Source organism: Bdellovibrionales bacterium, assembly GCA_016716765.1.
Taxonomy (GTDB): domain Bacteria; phylum Bdellovibrionota; class Bdellovibrionia; order Bdellovibrionales; family UBA1609; genus JADJVA01.
The window spans coordinates 81,497-97,438 of the sequence record JADJVA010000005.1; the positions used below are offsets into that span (position 1 = coordinate 81,497).

The following is a 15,942-nucleotide window of genomic DNA, read 5'->3' on the forward strand; positions in this document are numbered from 1 at the left end:
GCAATTTAACAAACCCGTTTCAGAATTCTCCATCTAAAATCTTTGATTTAGGTGGAGATGAATGAAACTCGACTTTCCTCCATGGATGGAGGAGGTCTTGAAATCAGGATGATTTTTCATTTCCCTGATTTTCTACATATTTTTTTATGACCTCAAGTGTCGCTCCGCCCGTCGAAATGAGACAATAGGCTCGAGTCCAGAAAACAGGTTTCCAATAATATTTCTTCAGGTGTGCTGGAAACTTCTTCCTAATAAGTCTGCTCGTTACGGTTTTTAGGTTGTTGATGAGCTTTGAAAGATTCATCGCCGGGTGTGCTTCAAAGAGAAGATGAACGTGGTCTTCTTTGCCGCTAAACTCGAGGAGTCTGCAGTCCCATTCACAAAGAAGTCTGCCAAACTCTTGCTTTAGAAAATCTAATTGCTCTGGATTGAGACATCTTTTTCGATATTTGGTTACTAACACTAAGTGATAGTTGAGACTGTAAACGGCGTGAAAATGTCCACGTAATTTCGTTTTTCTTTGATTTGACTTTTCATAACACTAACAATAGAACAGACAAGGAAATGAATCCACTCACGAGACGCTACAAATTCGAAATTTTTCCCTCACCGGTGCAGAAACGGCATCTAGGGAAGATATTTGGCTCGGTTCGCTTTGTGTACAACCAATTTCTAAAGATAAACGAGGAGCTGTACGCGGATGGGATACAGAAACTCTCTCGCACAGAGATGCAAGAACATCTCCTCATCTGGAAAGAAGCCATTGACTGGCTGAGTGACGTGCCAAGTCAATCCTTGCAAGTTGCAACTCACGATCTCGATGTCGCCTATCAGAATCTGTTTGCAGGACGCGGTAAAAAGCCAAGACTCAAAAAGAAGTTGGCTGCGCAAAGTTTTTCACTCCCACAACCAAAAATCAAATCAGTGTCGGGACAAACTTGCGTATTTATTCCAAAATACAAGACTTGGATACCGATGAAAATGCATAGAGAATTTCCAGACGGTGCAAAGTTCGGTGCCGCCACCATCTCTAAAACTGCAAGTGGACGATACTTCGTCAGCATCGTCACAAAATTCAATACGAAGGAGAAAATTCTTTCAACCCATGATGGGATCGTTGGTGTGGATCTGAACATCAAGCAGATTGTTCTGAGTGATGGCGAGAAGATCCAGGTTCCAAAGACATTGGAAACGCTCGAGAGCAGAAAGCGCAGGCTTCAAAAGAAGATGCAGCGCCAACGAGATATGCAGAAATCAGAAAAGCGCGAAGATCGCTCCAATAACTACGAAAAAACAAGATTACAGCTTGCAAAGTTGCACGAAAAAATAAAGTTCCAAAGGGAGGACTATCTTCACAAATTGGCTCTCAATATCTACCGCAAGAACCAAGTGGTGGCGATGGAGACACTCAATGTGAAGGGCATGATGAAAAACCGAAGACTGGCAAAGTCAATTGCGTTTCAGTCATGGGGAAGACTTGTTGAGATAATGAAGGTGTATGCTGTCCAATACGACAAACATTTGCATTTTATATCGACTTGGTTTCCAAGTTCTAAGATGTGCCATCAGTGCGGGTTCGTGAACAGCGAACTCACACTTTCCGATCGGGAATGGACATGTGAATCATGTCATATTCATCACGATAGGGACGTCAATGCTGCAATAAATATTCAAAACGAGGGTGGGTCCTACCCCGTTCATAAGCCTGTGGAGAGGAAAGGCTCTGTTGTACGGCCGAAAGGGCGCACAACAACCATGGCCTCGGCGAAGCAGGAATCATCAAGATTTGAGGTGGCATCGTGAGACGCCATCCGCTTGATGCTCCCACTTATTCCCGACAAGGGAAAAGTGGTGAGAGGTTCACTGAGCCTTCCAAATTTGCAATCTTTGATTCAGATAAATAGGCATCGCGGAAATTCAAAATGAATTGACTGCGAAGCCATGGGTGAGATCATCAAAATAACCTCTGAGACATTCCTCTGAAGAATGCAACTAATTGGAGAGTTTACTGTACGCCCATATCGGCGAATTCGGCAGTGGTCATTTTAGACATATCGGGCGAATCGATAGGAATCCCCATGGACTTACCTGGTCGTGCCCAAAGATCTTGATTTGCTTTTACTGTCCGCTCTCCGTCTTTAGAGTGGTCTCCGACCCCTCGCACATTGACCACGCCTTCGCAAACACAAACGTAGGTGCCTTTTTCTTCACTGGCCTCGACCAAAAATTTTGTCCCGCGTACGCCTACTACAGCAGACTTGGTTTTTATCTGAATATTTTCTGCCTTTTTGTCCTTCACAAAATAGGCAAATACTTGCCCGATGGCGATATCAATTTGACTCGCATTTTTTGTACCTAAGGCAATCAAGTTCACCTTTGTATTTTTCTTTAACCGAAGGCGATGCCCTTCGGGATATGTGAGATCGACAAATGACTCATCAGTGCTGCCGACCTCGATCAATCCTCCAAGAGGTAAGAATTCACCTGCTTTGACTTCCTTTTGATTGTAGCGAACTTGGCCAGATTTCTTAACGACCGTCAAACCTTCACCAGCGAAAGCAAATGAACATAAAAAAAGGGCCACAACTGCAAAACCGATTTTATCCATAAATCCCCCTGTTAAAGACTCAAAGTATGGAGGCAGAATGTCAAGCGAAGCGAAAGCAAATCTGCGAGGACGATAAGAAGATTAAAGGTGCTTGGCCTTAAGATTGCATATGGGGTCGTGATATGACTGGGGTATTACGATTGATTCATGTTGGACTTCCGTTGGCCTTAGGCTCCTTCTTGATTTCTGGTTCATTTGCATATGCTTCCGTTCTCACTGAACTTAATCTTCTTTTGGAGCCTGGTCAGTCAGGACCGACCTGCGCCCGGGCTTTACTTGAAGACTCGAAAGGCCGGGGAGGGTCAAGTGAAGATCAAGGGGGCCCTGGGGAGAGACGTCGATCTGATCATTTAGAGCGGAACGCAGCCGATATTATCCGTGGAATCAAATCGATTCTAAATTCCAGCCTACGATATGAGGATATTTTTACGGTACCTGTAGAGCCGGTTGCCTGGTTGAGATTAAGGGAAAAGGAGGCGCGACCCGCTACCGATCAGGATCTAGATGGATTGTTGAAAATTGCGCTCAAGGATCCTAAATTGTTTGCAGCCCTTAAGGAGAGCACTCCTGGTACAGCCGATATGCACTCCTTGATCCACGTCATGCACCAACTTCTGGCTGAAAAACCAGATGAATTTGGACTCGTGGTAGCAGCTATTTATAATAAAAGTCCGCCAAAGTTTGCCGCGCTCCTTAAAATATTGAGTCTTGAGGGAGAGGGTGATTTTGCGATTCGCATCTATCTTCATGAACTCGGTTTTAGCTACGGATTCAGACAGGAGCGACCCATATTCTTCCAATCTAGGCAGGAGGGATTGAAACAGTTTGGAAAGCTCGATGGTGAGTATTGGGACATAGGCAGCGGTATTGGAATGGCCGACAGATTATTTGTCGATCTTCTCCCTGAGAATCATTATGTCTTCTTTGATATTTCACCTCTCATTGTAGGATATCTGAACGGAGTGATTGCAAGATATGGTTTTAATGCCGAAGCGATTCAGGCCGATGCTCGATCGTTGCCACAGTCTGGTGATCGAGTGGTGTCCGTGGTGCGCATGAAAAATGTTTGGGGTTATGTTCGAGGTGCCGATAAGTATTTGATTCAAGCAGCTGGCTTGATTCAGGCTGGAGGACGATTGATCTTGCAGGACGCGAAGATGTTTCCGCGCAATCTTCTGCGCCTCCTGACTGTCAGCAGGGAACCAACTCTAACTCTTCTTCAACAGGGATGGACACTCACTTATGACATGGATGAAAAGGACGGTCGGGGAATGTACACAATTGTGCTGACAAAGGCAGTTGAGGGTGTCGCGAGACGTATTTCAGAGGACGCGTCTTTGAAGCTGTGGGACGAAATGCTTGCAAAAGTGCCCAGTGCTATCGCCGAAAAATTGCCGGCGCCGGCTCGAAAAAAGTGACCGTGATGGATGTAAACTGGCCCATGAGGATGTTGGCTAAGCTTTTGAAAATCAGATATTCACTCTTAATCACACCTACAACATGCTCAGAGCTAAGATCAATCGCCTCATTCATCTCAATAAAAATTACCTTAGATTTCTACTTTATTCGGAACCAGAAATTGATCTGAGACCCCTTCTGGCAGCTGCTTTACCTCAAGACGCTCGATGAGCTTTCGAAGGCCGAGGGGATTGTCTCTCCACATTACGACAGAATCAAAGTAATAGTGAATAATCACAAAACCTATCATCAAATCATAGGGGTTAAATCGCCCACTTGGTACAAGCTGGAAGCAAACATAAACAAACAAGCAACTCAAGATCACCAGAGGAGCAAAAAAGAGTGGAAATCTCAACATCCACTTTCCAAAATCATACGGAGCTTCTGTTCTGCTCATTTTGGTCATAAAAATAAGGCCAAGATAGCAAATACTATGATGGGCATTAAGAAGGTAGAAATTCGAAAATTTCGGAAGTGATTGGTAGAAGGGCCAGGGAATCAGCACCACTATCGAAATAATATAAAATAAAAGGAAGGGAAGAGAGCAGGTCTTTTTGCGTAACAAAAAAAATATACGAAGACCGACAATAATAATCACCCCTAAACTCAAAACATCGGCAAAAGTTTGTACCATCCTTTCTTTACCCCAAAAATCAACAATTGAACGAGAAAAAATCAACACCAGAAAAATGACCTTCTCGACATTTGTATTGAGAATTTGAAGGTTTGAGTCCGAAGGTCTTTCCATTTTTCTGCCATAAATCTGGAGAATTTCGTGATTTTGCATAGATAAATGATAATTGGCAGCCAAAATGGATAGATTAAATATCCATGTCCACTGCCAACTATTACGATCTTGGAGAAAAAAAATTGGAAGTGTAAATAGCAGAAATAGTAGGATTGGAACAACGAGGTAAACCAAGATTTTAGAGGGGTTTCCCTTCCCTTCTTCCACCACGCCCCTCATTAGTAAAAAAGATGCGAAAAAATGTGGGAATCTAACAAGCGGACCATAGACAACGAGGGCAAACGAAGCTCCAGCTATAAGGGTGGGAAGTTCATATTTTAGCAAAAGAAAATTCAATGGAATAAGCCAAAAGCTAGAAAAAAAAAAGCAAGTCATACCATGGTGTTAGAATCCAAGATCTCATATTCTGAACTCCTTTCCCATCTTGAGAGTCACTTCTAAACTTGCGTTGGGTCGCACCTGATTTCAAGTCTCAGCAGTTGGGCTCATCAACATCAAGAATAAATAAATCAAGAAGCCCTCATGAACTGAGGCTAGCTAGGAGTCGTCGAGGAATCAAGAAAAGACGAGGTCGACTCTGAAGCGCCGGAGTGCAATGTGCCTCAACCATCAAAAGAGACGGGGATTGATCACAGAATCCAATGGCTTTTTCTGGACTTTAGTGGGGAAAAGAGATCTTGCGTTGAGAAGGCTTTGAGTGCGATTCTGTGCGATGATTTCATGGAACAGATCATATCTGTGATATTGTTCTTGCTTCAATTAAATTGAAAGTTGCTTCCGAAATTAACTTGGAATTCACAACGATTGTGCGCTGCAATGTTTTCTCTCAGAAAGGCTCAATTCCGAACAGCTTTCCCAATGAAGTCTTTCCGTTTCGAAAAACATATGTTCTGCTTTCAAAACAAATCATTGATTCTTATATTTAGGCTAAACATATGAGCATGGCAAACAAGAATGGTCTTTTGGCGCGGCGGAAGATTTTACAGTCGGTTCTGGGTCTTCCCATTTTGATCACTTTTTCTGGCTGCAGCGATACTTCCGAGAGGGCGAACATTCAAAACTTTGTTGACCTCGATAGAGAGCTAGGACAACCGTTGCGGGGTGCCAAGTATGGTTTGCCTTCTTGGAATACGCTCGACCAGTCCTGTGCCGAATTTGAGCATGCTTACAATGAGAATGCCAATGGACCATCGCCCCTTGGTCTTCGTGCTGTTTTCGATAACCTCAAGTACTCACATCGCTACAGTCCGACTTCCATTCATGAGGCAAATCTGATTCATCATTTATCGGAATATCATGAAGTGACTCGCGACTTTCTAGTGATTCACGCTGGAGGCACATCAATGTTGGCGGAGCTCCTGGCAGATACCGTGAGCAAAGTGAAATCATTGGTAATGAGTCATCCGGAATTTCATTGGATGGCTCGTTTTGCTCGATCGCAGGGAGCAGATTTGAATCTAGTTCCTATTGATGAGGACGGTTCAATTAATTTATCCAAAATTCTTAAAAATCAGGCAAACGCCGGTCTTATCTATATTTCAAACCCTCACAATCCATTGGGTCGGTTTATTCAAAAAGATCAAATGGAGCCATTTCTGTCTTCAGTCGGTCAAAATCTACCAATTCTTATAGATGAAGCCTATATTGGATACCTGGGTGAGGAGCCTGCCTCTCAGCAAACAGTGATTAATCTTACATCGAAATATAAAAATCTAATGGTACTCAGAACATTTTCCAAAGTACATGGACTTGCTGGCCTGCGTGTGGCCTATTCTGTGTCTCATCCAGATTTTAGAAAAAAGTTTTCAGTTCGGGCCCCGAGCCCTTTCACACTCTCATCTCTGAGTTTAGTAGCGGCAACTGCTGCTCTTAACGATCAAAATCATGTAAGAAAAACCGTAAGTGATAATTTAGAGAGTAAACAAAAATTTGAGGAATTTGCGAGACAGAATAATATCTCATTTATAACGAAGAGTGTGGCGAACTTTCTGGCCATTGATCTTTCAACTGAGAACAAAGGGCTTGTGAAATATTTTAATTCAAAAAAGAAAGCGCTTGGAAACTGGGATGGTGTTGACTTTGTTCGATTGAGTATAGGCTCAAGAGAATCTCAGAAATCGTTTCAAAATAATTTGAGTGCCTATCTTGAGTCTATTAGATAGGATGTTTGTTTTAAAATTTGGTTTTAATCATGAAGTTTGAAAAGTGGTGTCGAAAGTCAGATCGCTTGGAATCAATTGACGCTCTTCGCGGAGTGGCAATTGTATTGATGGTTCTAGATCATACTAGACATTTTTTCACAAACACAAGGTTGGAACAATTTAGTTCAGATCTTTCTCAAATGCCCGTGGCTCTCTTTTTAACTAGATGGCTCACACATTTTTGTGCACCTGTTTTTATCTTACTAGCTGGAATCAGCGCCTTTATTTTGCTGAAGAAAAAAAATGACAATAACATTAGGAAGACATCCAAATATCTATTGTTACGAGGTTTGTGGCTGATAATAATCGAATTAACTCTGGTTCGCTTGGCCTGGATGTTTAATTTTGACAATTCAGTTGTGTTTGGAAGAGTTCTGTGGGCGATTGGATGGTCTTTTGTATTTCTTTCGCCGCTGATTTATCTTTCGCCGAATACAGTGGGTATTGTTGGTGCCGTAATCATTTTGACACATAACTTATTTGATACTTTACCGATTTCATCGTGGGGCTCATTGACTTGGTTGTGGAAAATTCTCCACGTATCTGAGGGATTTGAAATTTCTGAGGGATATTATTTTTTGGTTATCTATCCACTGATTCCTTGGGTTGGAGTGATGGCGCTAGGCTACGGCATTGGGCATGTTTTCCTAAAGCCCAAACAGGAAATGCGGAAGATCTTGGGTCTATTTGGCCTCTTTCTTCTGTGTGGATTTGTCATCTTAAGGTTCATTAATTTTTATGGCGATCCTATGCGATGGAGTCCGCAACAGACAGTCCTTCAAACATTTATGTCTTTTATTAAACTCGAGAAGTATCCTCCCTCTTTGCTATTTCTCATGCTGACTTTGGGAATCCCACTTGTGCTTTTCCCGTACCATGAAAAAATTCCGGGTTATTTGAGAAGTGTTTTTGTTGGGTTTGGTAGGGTTCCTCTTTTCTTTTATTGTACTCACCTCTTTTTCCTTCACGGCCTGGCTGTGACAGTTGCTTATGTTCAAAAATTGAATATTGATTTCCTTTTAGAGAATAAGCCGCCTTGGTTGTGGCCAGAAAATTGGGGTTTCTCCTTTCCTATTGTATATCTAATATGGGTTGTTGTGGTTGCGGTTTTTTATCCCATTTGCCTTGGATATACAAAAGTCCTGGAGTCAGTCTCAAAAACGGCGATTTGACAACGAACGAGATTTGTCTTTCGATATTTTTGAGCAGCATTTCAAAACTGCACGGTTGTTCAATTGATGATGTCGCGAGGTAGTGACATGTGAGGTCAAATGAATTCTATGATGCGCTTGGGTAGATGCCAAACAATTATTTTTTCTGAAGGACCGTGTGGAAAATGTAGGGGCCCGCAAAAAGAAGGCCCACACCCAAATGGCAAGAGCTCAGGCCAAGAATGGCAGTTTGATTTCCAGCATAGAGGAGGCCAAACCCCGAAAGGACGAGCATTAAAAAAGCTCCCAGAAGAAATCCGCCGCTCAAGCGAGCCTTATGTTTTCTCCACCAATAGCGCATATGAATGCTCCATAGGGCTCCGACAATGGCAATTGATATAAGGCCAAAAAGTGTATGGATGGCAATGATCCAGGGGTGAGTATCTGAATTTAGCTTCCAGGCGATATCCAAATCAAAGCGGGTGAAGAGAGTCGATGGCGCTAAGAAGATGCCGCTCGCGATTAGCACAAAAATGCAGGCATGTATCAGTCTCTTCGAAAACCATTTCGGATATCCCTTCATTTAACCTCGCCCTCTGCCCCTTGAATCAAATGTCCTCCGAGCCTCGAAACTGCAAACTCGCGATCCCTCTGAGAGCTGACCCCAGCAACTTTGGTTAGGGCATCTGCTAGCCAGGCGCTAGGAGCGATCACGCTCCATATACCATCTTCAGTTGAATGGCCGCAAGCGGCGATAATTTTTCCGGGAAATTGGTATGAATTGCTGCCGGAGGTTTCAGAGGTGGCGAGCGCAGAATTTCGAAGGCCACCCAAAAGTGGAAGTTCGCCATCTGGACGACTTGCATTTCGTTGAAACACCGGCAAGGTTAAGTCGCCAAAAACACGTAAGTCACCCCCAGCGTTGACCCAGCCTGATGAGCTTGCGCCATGAGTTTTTAATTCCTTTACTGCCAAGTCCACTGCGAAGCCCTTAGCAATGCCATCCAGGGTAATGACTAAAGGACGTCGAAGGCGAACTTTCTTTCCACGAATCTCGAGGTCGTCGGCTTGACCAGCCATCAGCTTTTTTCCGCTTTCATGAATGGGCAAGGCACCAATTTTCTGCAATTGAGCACCAACCGTAAAATTGAAGAGTCCTTTGCTTCTCCAGGTTATTACTCGGGCCAAGCGCAATGCGCAAATGCTCATTGGATGCACGGCGATCTCTTCTCCTCGTGCGCTATTGAGCCGCGAGAGATCACTCCGGGGGTCATGAAAGGAGAGATGCTTTTGGACGGTTTCTATACGTTCAAATGCCCTTTCAATGGTTCTGTCACAATTTTGGAAAGCTCGTGAGAGACCGATTTCGACGTAGGTGCCAAGTAGCGGTCGCATACGGCGACGATACTTATCCACCATTTAAATTTAACACTTTATGTAGGACAAGCAAACGCTTCACTCCATCAAGAAGATTTCGGCAGGACAAAGTTGCGCCGCTGATATTAGAAACATCAACGTCAAGCTTAAATGGGTTGTCGAGTTTTTTACCCCTAAATTGTTCGCGCCACTCAGGCTTTCGGACTTCACCTCCATGAGTTTCTCGATAGGACATCACTTCAATTCCTAATACTTTTCCCTCTGATGAAATGGCCGCAGCAAAGGTGATGAACTCATGTTTGCCAATGACCTCATCGACAAAAAACCATCCGATCACTTCGTTTTTTGTATATGCCTGCCAAATTTTCGGATTCTTAGTTCGCTGACGGACTCCAGCTAGCTCTTTGATTTTGTCTATTTGCTCGCCTGTGAGCTCGACTGATTTTAACTCAAATCTGTCTGCAGTTGGCAGAAGGATTTTCTGTGCTTCGCTGGCGGAAAGATAGTCTGCCGCAAAGGTCGAATTTGTGAAGGCCGCAACTGGGAGCAGCCAAAGCCCATTTAATCTGCGATCATCCATTTTATACCCTTAATCAAGCCTCATTTGGGTTGCATTGCAATTGGGTTTTAATAAGTGAATTGGGTTCAAAAATTAAATCCAATTTTTAGTCGAGTCTCTTGTTCTGTTTTCTCAACCAAATGCAGATTTTCATTTTCTTGATCGAGGTATGTTTCTCCGCCACCGTCAATTTGCGGGAACCAGGTGAGAGTGGTCCACCAGATTTCGCTTCCATAGTGAATGCTCGGGCCCGAAAAGAGCGAATAGCGCTCGCGCCCTATTTCAGTTTCATACTCCACCTCATAAATGGCTTCTGCGCCGATATACCAATTGGGAACAAACCGATAACTCAGGCCAGTTCCAAGTTTGGTTTCGATTTCCATCTCGGGTTCGGTTGGCCAATCGAACCCGATCGGAAGATCTTCAATTTCCCTGCGATCTGCATAGGTTGTTTCTAGTCCCAGATTTCCCATCCAAACGAATTGGCCTTCTAGGAAATATTTTTGCATCAAAAGAGTCGTTTCAAATGAGTAGGTCGTCTTGTCTTGGCCGGAGTGCGGATCTAGCCAGGTTTGATGAAAACCCCAGAGCAGGCTCAAACCAAAGTCGTCTTTAGCGGGACTCAAAAAATTGTACTTTGCCTCCAGTTCATACCCTGAAGGCTTAAGTCCATAGCTATTGTCTTTTGGCAGATAGCCGTCAATGACCAAGCCACTTGTATTGAGTGACTGCATTTCCACTGCAAATTGAATATTGAATCTGTCTGTGACCCCGTACTCAACTTCTGTGTAAGAATCCAGGGACTGGTATTGACCTTTTCCCTTGCCCTTTCGTGAAGTGATGAATTGGTAAAGGTCCCAGCTGCCGGCGGGAACGGTTTCGGACCCGCGCACATAACCAAGTAAATGCTCATCTGCAAGGGTCGCAGAATGGAACATTGCAAAAGAAGCAAAGATCAGCGAAATTCTAAAAAATGATTTTATCATGTTCGTTCCCTAATTTGATGCGAGAGGGCCACAAGCTGGTTCCCCCCCCGTAACTTGCGATATAACTTATTCATAGGCTGAAAATCAATTTTTTGCTGTTTAATTCCAGTAATGACACACAATTGAGAAATCGACCGTGGAAGATCCTTGAATATTGAATATTGAGGCGCATATGCTTAGCATTGGGCTGTCGCCAGTCGATATCTCAGCACACCTTGGAGACGCTCTTATGGGACATTCGCCAATACTCAGAAGACTCCGTTCACTTTCAGCAAAAAAGGTTTCTCGAAGACGTCTCCTCCAATGGTCTATTCTATCCGCTACGAGCATGTTTGTAGTTCCTCGCACTTGTGGGAAAGACCTACGAGTGGGAATCATCGGATCCGGAGCAGCAGGTTTGGCAGCAGCCTTTTGGCTTAAAAAGCACCGGGTTTCTTTTCAACTTGTTGAAGCCTCTGGTCGTTTCGGCGGGAGGATTTTTACTGTGGATTCCTGGAATGAGGACAAGCAGTTTGTTGAACTTGGAGGCGAGCTGATCAACACCGGTGATCAAGAGACTCTCTGGCTTGCGCGAGAATTGCAGGAAGAACAGAACCGGATGCTGAACTCAAATAAAAACTTCGAACCACAGGATCTGAGAATTCTCAAATTCAAGGACGAAGAATTAGATTCGAAACTTCACGCCTCTCTATTTAATGTTAATGGGCGAGTGTATACCGAACAGCAGTTTTTTAAGGCCGTCGCTCAATTGGTCCCTCATTTAGCTAAGATGAACAAAAATATTTTCGGTGATTTTGATGGAGACTTTACTTACCTCTCGGCAAAGAGATTTCCAGAAGCAAGAAAGATGGATGAGACTCCTCTATCGGGACTGCTGGATTCTTGCAAATCGTTTGCAGAACCCTGGTGTCTAGAAATACTTCGGGCCGCCTATGAAGCGGAATTTGGTTTGTCTGCAGAGGAGCAATCTTCCTTGAATTTTCTGCTGATGTTCGACACAGACCTGATCGATGGATTTTCACTCTATGGAGAAAGCGATGAAGCCTTGCGCATTGGCGGTGGCAATTCAGCCTTGACCCGGGCGACAGTGAACTCCTTAAATGATTACAATCAGAACAACCTGGATAATTACCTACAGTTTGATCGTCAGGTGAGATCCATCAGCCGAAGTCGATCAAAATTTATTTGCCATTTTGAGAGGGGCCGAAGTGAGGAATACACTCATTTGATCGTTGCAGTGCCAATTACACAACTGAGACGGATAGAAGGCTGGGATAAATTGGAGATTTCTAAACCCAAGCAGCGCTTTATTCGTGATTTAAGAATGGGCCAGAATTCAAAAGCTATGCTTGGATTTAAGCAGCGCTTTTGGAGGCAAACTCCCATTTTTGATGGTCGCGGTTCTCAGGGCGAGATGTATCTATCAAAGGGGAGTGGCATTATTTGGGAAACGAGTCGATTGCAATCAGGCTCGACCGGTATTCTCACGCTCTATTCAACTGGAGAGATGGCCAAGCGGGTGGGACTCGATCCTCACGAGCCTTTGCAAATCATCAAGGATAATTTCAGTTCTCAAGCTGGCGCCCTCTACACGGGAGAGAGAATCCACTTTAATTGGCCTCGCTTTGGCTTAACAGAGGGCTCATTTTCTTGTTTGGGACTGGGGCAGTTTAGCGATTTCTGGGGTGCTGGATCAGAACCTGAGTGCGATGGTCGTCTTATATTTGCTGGCGAGCACACTTCCGTAAAATCTCAAGGATTTATCAATGGTGGATTTGAATCTGGATTCAGAGCCGCCCGGCAGATTCTAGAAAAAATCTAAGTCTGCCCGAACCTCAGCTTTTCTATTTGGGCTCATCGAGATTGAGGAAATAATCTTTAAGGTGTTTGTCCATGATTGGATTCCATTTGGTTATGATTGCATTGATCTCAAGGCTAACTAATTTGTACAAGGGTCTGTTGTATTCGCGCAATTCCGCCATGAATTGCTGTGCAGTTTCGCGATCAGCTGTTATGATCGCGCTGGCGAGCAGACGATACCATGGTGTGACCCAGGATGATTTCGGAGCATGAGGACTTTGTAGGCGTCTCTCCCACGGAGGCTCGAAATCATCATCAGAAAATTCTTCGCGTGCTTGGTCTTTCAATTCTGGATTCCCTTCGAGAAACACTTCATAGTAGCCTTCGGCATCAATAGCTAAAATTTGGTCTGAATTTGTTCGCATCACCTGGAACAGGAGTTCATGGTCCGGTAGGTGGTCGAGATGGATTCTATTAAATCGAGCTACGATTGTGTGGAGCTGACGAAGTCCTTGAATGGTGGGCGCAGCGAAAGTGTTGAAGCTTTTGCCAATGATCAAATCTGTGATGAGGTGAAAACTTCCTCCGTCTCGAGCGATGCCATGAAAGAGAGGTCCCACTCCTATCGCGCTGAGAAGCATCGCCCCTCTGGCTTCATTCATTCGTTCAGTTTCTGCGACTGATCTGATCAAGGTCTTAACAATGACTGGCCGTCCATTTTGAAGAAAACCCAACCTGACAATCCCCATTTGTGCATCCTTTTCAGGCGATCCAATCAGAATGGAAGTGATGGACAAATCATCTACCTCAGGTAGTTTTGACAGCAAATTGAACAGTGCTTGGGGGTTCAGACTGACCGGTGATCTTTGCTGAGAAGAGTAGGGAAAATGGCTCTCATCGATTTGGTTTGTGAGCAAGACGTCTGTGATGTGAGCGGTGGCTGCGTGTATTTGACCATGGTTGTATCCTTCTGAGGGAACAAGACTGCGATTGTTTAGCCACGGGAGGCAGTTTCCCCGGCCCTTCTGCCAGGAGGGAGAGACGGAATCGGTCTGTGGATGTGCCAAGGCCTCCATCCGGAGGTTGAGAAATATCAGAAGAGTCAGCCCAAGCCCACCCATGACAAATTTGCCTGAGTCCTTGCTCCAATTGTTTGAGTGGCTTATTCCATTCGACATGTGGACTCCCTCGAATAAATGTATTACATCCAAGCTTGCAAGCAATTCTGGGTCCACCTTTTAAGGACTCGCCCCACTAAGTCCGAGGTGGACAGCAATGAGCCGGGCCTTCAATAAATTTTGGACTTTTTTCATACTCGTTGGATTGTTTTTCATCTTTATTGGTTCTTCAGGGACCTCGATGGGCCATGAGTGTCGATCACGACTTGCTCATGGGGAAGATAGAAATAGTACGCCCTCCCCAATTCGATATTCGACGGCACCGATGCTTTCTGAATTTAGAGGTGAGAATCGTGGTTATGGCGTCGAGGCCATTGACTTTAAATTGGTGCGTTATTTGAAAACGGAATCTGAAAGGGAGAGGTATCGAATTCATATTGTTAATGGGCGATTGACGACTCGAGATGGTCGCCCTCTCTGTTCTTTCGTGAAGTGCAAGGGTGCTTTTGTGATGACGGATGAGGGAGTGATTTATTTCCGACCTCATCACCTTTTTTCGCGCTTGATCGAGAGTGCACCATTTTTTCGTTTTTTCAAGCACTCGAGTTTTCTTGCAGGAGGTGACGTCGCAGCTGCTGGCTATCTTGCTATTGAGAACGGAGTTGTCGATTATTTTGATAATGCCTCAGGACATTATCAGTTGTCCGCTAAGCAAAACTTGTCTTTCCTGTCTCAATTGTTGAATTCGGGGGCGCGACCGCCATCCCGAATTGGCTTTTTCCAAAAGAGAGCCTTCTTTGACCCCATCATTATGGTAGTTGAAACAAGTCAGCTTGAACCCATAAGAGAGAGGTATTGGGGCCAGCACAAAATTTACAATGACATCGTCACGCACATCCAAGCAATGTTTTCCGAATTCGATTCATCGAGAGCCCCTGCTCCCTAGAGTTCTCAGTTAATGAGAACCCTAGGAGAAGTTCGAATTAAGTGCTCAGACAGAGCTCATTTTGGTCCGATCAGAGCCTGTGCTCGCATTATTTCAATTTGTTCAGAATTAAGCTTGAGGGCCACAGCGGCGTTTCCTGGGGTCATAAGATTGCCCGGAATCTCTGTGTGATCAAGTCCAAAGGAATGACCCAATTCGTGTGCAAAAATCGTATGGTGAAACTCGCCGTCCTTATTTTGTTCGGCAAAGAAAGCTAGTTTTGCAATATAAAGACCTCCGGCAGGGATGGGCATTTTCCTGACAATTCCTGTTCTCCAAACGATTTTATTCGCATCGTAAGGAGGTACTATTTTTAAAAATTTCTGTTTGGTAGAAGTAGTGTCCTCTGGTTGAACAATGTCGAACATCGCCGCTGAGATCGTCTTTTTTACGATTGAAACAACATTAAATTCAATTTCAGCTTGGGAATATATTTCATTCGCCTTCGCAACCAAATCTGCGACTTCCTCCTCATCAAGGGTGCTGCTGTAGTCGGGCTCCCCTGCGAAATCATAAAGGTAAACTTCGAGGGGCAAGGTAATGAGTCTTGTTTCTGATTGCGGATCTTGTTCTTCGACAACTTCGTCCTCGTTTGTCTGGGCTGGAGGAGGCGTTGAATTTTGGTCGGTTTGCGAGGCGCAGCCAAAAAAAAGCACAACTGAAGAGAAAATTATTTCGCTTCCGAGCCGCATAAATCTTGATATCTTTGGTTTCTGCTTAAGTCCGTTAATTGAATTTCTTGGTTCCATTTAGAGCTCCTCTTTAAGGTTTTCATTATTTCATTAAGACGTTTGAGCTTCGCATTTGGTTCCATAGAAGTTTGCGCAGTTAAACAAGGAGATGGCCTTGCGGACATGACAGAGCCATCGTCAGTTTGGGTCAGAATCCCAAAAAATAGGGTAATTTTAGACAGTTATAATGACGCTGACACTGATGCCGAGGCGCCATTTT

Annotated in this window: 15 protein-coding genes; 6 read left to right on the forward strand and 9 right to left on the reverse strand. The window is 44.2% G+C overall.

Translation table 11 applies throughout. The features are described 5' to 3' along the window. Positions 1-103: 103 nt before the first annotated feature. Positions 104-463 (reverse strand): IS200/IS605 family transposase, encoded by a 360-nt coding sequence (gene tnpA, locus IPL83_03585; protein MBK9038238.1) that lies wholly within the window; start codon positions 461-463, stop codon positions 104-106. Between the two features lie 101 nt (positions 464-564). Between tnpA and IPL83_03590 the strand changes: the two genes are divergently transcribed. Continuing rightward, positions 565-1,803 carry a transposase gene (locus IPL83_03590; protein MBK9038239.1) on the forward strand — a complete coding sequence of 413 codons (1,239 nt, stop codon included), beginning with the start codon at positions 565-567 and terminating at the stop codon, positions 1,801-1,803. A 202-nt stretch (positions 1,804-2,005) separates the two neighbouring features. Here the strand turns inward: IPL83_03590 and IPL83_03595 are convergent, their stop codons facing one another. Beyond that, entirely contained in the window at positions 2,006-2,608 is a 603-nt protein-coding gene (locus IPL83_03595; protein ID MBK9038240.1) for a FecR domain-containing protein, read from the reverse strand. Between the two features lie 122 nt (positions 2,609-2,730). On the opposite strand from IPL83_03595, the gene IPL83_03600 reads away from it, so the two are divergent. Further along, positions 2,731-4,026, forward strand: coding sequence for a class I SAM-dependent methyltransferase (locus IPL83_03600; protein ID MBK9038241.1), 1,296 nt, complete (start codon positions 2,731-2,733; stop codon positions 4,024-4,026). Between the two features lie 131 nt (positions 4,027-4,157). Here the strand turns inward: IPL83_03600 and IPL83_03605 are convergent, their stop codons facing one another. Further along, entirely contained in the window at positions 4,158-5,021 is an 864-nt protein-coding gene (locus IPL83_03605; protein MBK9038242.1) for a hypothetical protein, read from the reverse strand. A 728-nt stretch (positions 5,022-5,749) separates the two neighbouring features. Between IPL83_03605 and IPL83_03610 the strand changes: the two genes are divergently transcribed. Next, positions 5,750-6,976: a histidinol-phosphate aminotransferase family protein gene (locus tag IPL83_03610; GenBank protein MBK9038243.1), complete on the forward strand. Its 1,227-nt coding sequence runs from the start codon at positions 5,750-5,752 to the stop codon at positions 6,974-6,976. A gap of 29 nt (positions 6,977-7,005) precedes the next feature. Then, positions 7,006-8,187, forward strand: coding sequence for a DUF1624 domain-containing protein (locus IPL83_03615; protein ID MBK9038244.1), 1,182 nt, complete (start codon positions 7,006-7,008; stop codon positions 8,185-8,187). Positions 8,188-8,323: 136 nt separating this feature from the next. Here IPL83_03615 and IPL83_03620 read toward each other — a convergent pair whose 3' ends face one another. The 4 genes from IPL83_03620 to IPL83_03635 all read right to left on the reverse strand — a co-directional run bounded on the left by IPL83_03620 (position 8,324) and on the right by IPL83_03635 (position 11,088). Then, positions 8,324-8,749, reverse strand: coding sequence for a hypothetical protein (locus tag IPL83_03620; GenBank protein MBK9038245.1), 426 nt, complete (start codon positions 8,747-8,749; stop codon positions 8,324-8,326). Next, on the reverse strand, positions 8,746-9,585 hold the full coding sequence (locus IPL83_03625) for an FAD:protein FMN transferase (protein MBK9038246.1): 840 nt from the start codon (positions 9,583-9,585) through the stop codon (positions 8,746-8,748). Before IPL83_03625 ends, IPL83_03620 begins: the two co-directional genes overlap by 4 nt. Beyond that, positions 9,575-10,123 (reverse strand): FMN-binding protein, encoded by a 549-nt coding sequence (locus IPL83_03630; GenBank protein ID MBK9038247.1) that lies wholly within the window; start codon positions 10,121-10,123, stop codon positions 9,575-9,577. Before IPL83_03630 ends, IPL83_03625 begins: the two co-directional genes overlap by 11 nt. 65 nt (positions 10,124-10,188) lie before the next feature. Further along, positions 10,189-11,088, reverse strand: coding sequence for a hypothetical protein (locus IPL83_03635; GenBank protein MBK9038248.1), 900 nt, complete (start codon positions 11,086-11,088; stop codon positions 10,189-10,191). A 172-nt stretch (positions 11,089-11,260) separates the two neighbouring features. Here IPL83_03635 and IPL83_03640 point away from each other — a divergent pair, with 172 nt between their 5' ends. Next, positions 11,261-12,910, forward strand: coding sequence for an FAD-dependent oxidoreductase (locus IPL83_03640; protein MBK9038249.1), 1,650 nt, complete (start codon positions 11,261-11,263; stop codon positions 12,908-12,910). Positions 12,911-12,932: 22 nt separating this feature from the next. On the opposite strand, the gene IPL83_03645 is transcribed toward IPL83_03640, so the two are convergent. Next, a complete protein-coding gene (locus IPL83_03645; protein MBK9038250.1) occupies positions 12,933-14,066 on the reverse strand; it encodes a hypothetical protein in 1,134 nt (377 codons plus the stop codon). Between the two features lie 97 nt (positions 14,067-14,163). Here IPL83_03645 and IPL83_03650 point away from each other — a divergent pair, with 97 nt between their 5' ends. Then, positions 14,164-14,952: a hypothetical protein gene (locus IPL83_03650; protein MBK9038251.1), complete on the forward strand. Its 789-nt coding sequence runs from the start codon at positions 14,164-14,166 to the stop codon at positions 14,950-14,952. Positions 14,953-15,008: 56 nt separating this feature from the next. Here the strand turns inward: IPL83_03650 and IPL83_03655 are convergent, their stop codons facing one another. Beyond that, a complete protein-coding gene (locus tag IPL83_03655; GenBank protein MBK9038252.1) occupies positions 15,009-15,740 on the reverse strand; it encodes a matrixin family metalloprotease in 732 nt (243 codons plus the stop codon). Positions 15,741-15,942: the final 202 nt, after the last annotated feature.

Excerpts from the sequence above, each read along its gene's own strand:
- IPL83_03590 (MBK9038239.1), top strand. The coding sequence starts at position 565 with ATGAATCCACTCACGAGACGCTACAAATTCGAAATTTTTCCCTCACCG.
- IPL83_03595 (MBK9038240.1), bottom strand. The coding sequence starts at position 2,608 with ATGGATAAAATCGGTTTTGCAGTTGTGGCCCTTTTTTTATGTTCATTT.
- IPL83_03600 (MBK9038241.1), top strand. The coding sequence starts at position 2,731 with ATGACTGGGGTATTACGATTGATTCATGTTGGACTTCCGTTGGCCTTA.
- IPL83_03610 (MBK9038243.1), top strand. The coding sequence starts at position 5,750 with ATGAGCATGGCAAACAAGAATGGTCTTTTGGCGCGGCGGAAGATTTTA.
- IPL83_03615 (MBK9038244.1), top strand. The coding sequence starts at position 7,006 with ATGAAGTTTGAAAAGTGGTGTCGAAAGTCAGATCGCTTGGAATCAATT.
- IPL83_03620 (MBK9038245.1), bottom strand. The coding sequence starts at position 8,749 with ATGAAGGGATATCCGAAATGGTTTTCGAAGAGACTGATACATGCCTGC.
- IPL83_03625 (MBK9038246.1), bottom strand. The coding sequence starts at position 9,585 with ATGGTGGATAAGTATCGTCGCCGTATGCGACCGCTACTTGGCACCTAC.
- IPL83_03630 (MBK9038247.1), bottom strand. The coding sequence starts at position 10,123 with ATGGATGATCGCAGATTAAATGGGCTTTGGCTGCTCCCAGTTGCGGCC.
- IPL83_03635 (MBK9038248.1), bottom strand. The coding sequence starts at position 11,088 with ATGATAAAATCATTTTTTAGAATTTCGCTGATCTTTGCTTCTTTTGCA.
- IPL83_03640 (MBK9038249.1), top strand. The coding sequence starts at position 11,261 with ATGCTTAGCATTGGGCTGTCGCCAGTCGATATCTCAGCACACCTTGGA.
- IPL83_03645 (MBK9038250.1), bottom strand. The coding sequence starts at position 14,066 with ATGTCGAATGGAATAAGCCACTCAAACAATTGGAGCAAGGACTCAGGC.
- IPL83_03650 (MBK9038251.1), top strand. The coding sequence starts at position 14,164 with ATGAGCCGGGCCTTCAATAAATTTTGGACTTTTTTCATACTCGTTGGA.
- IPL83_03655 (MBK9038252.1), bottom strand. The coding sequence starts at position 15,740 with ATGGAACCAAGAAATTCAATTAACGGACTTAAGCAGAAACCAAAGATA.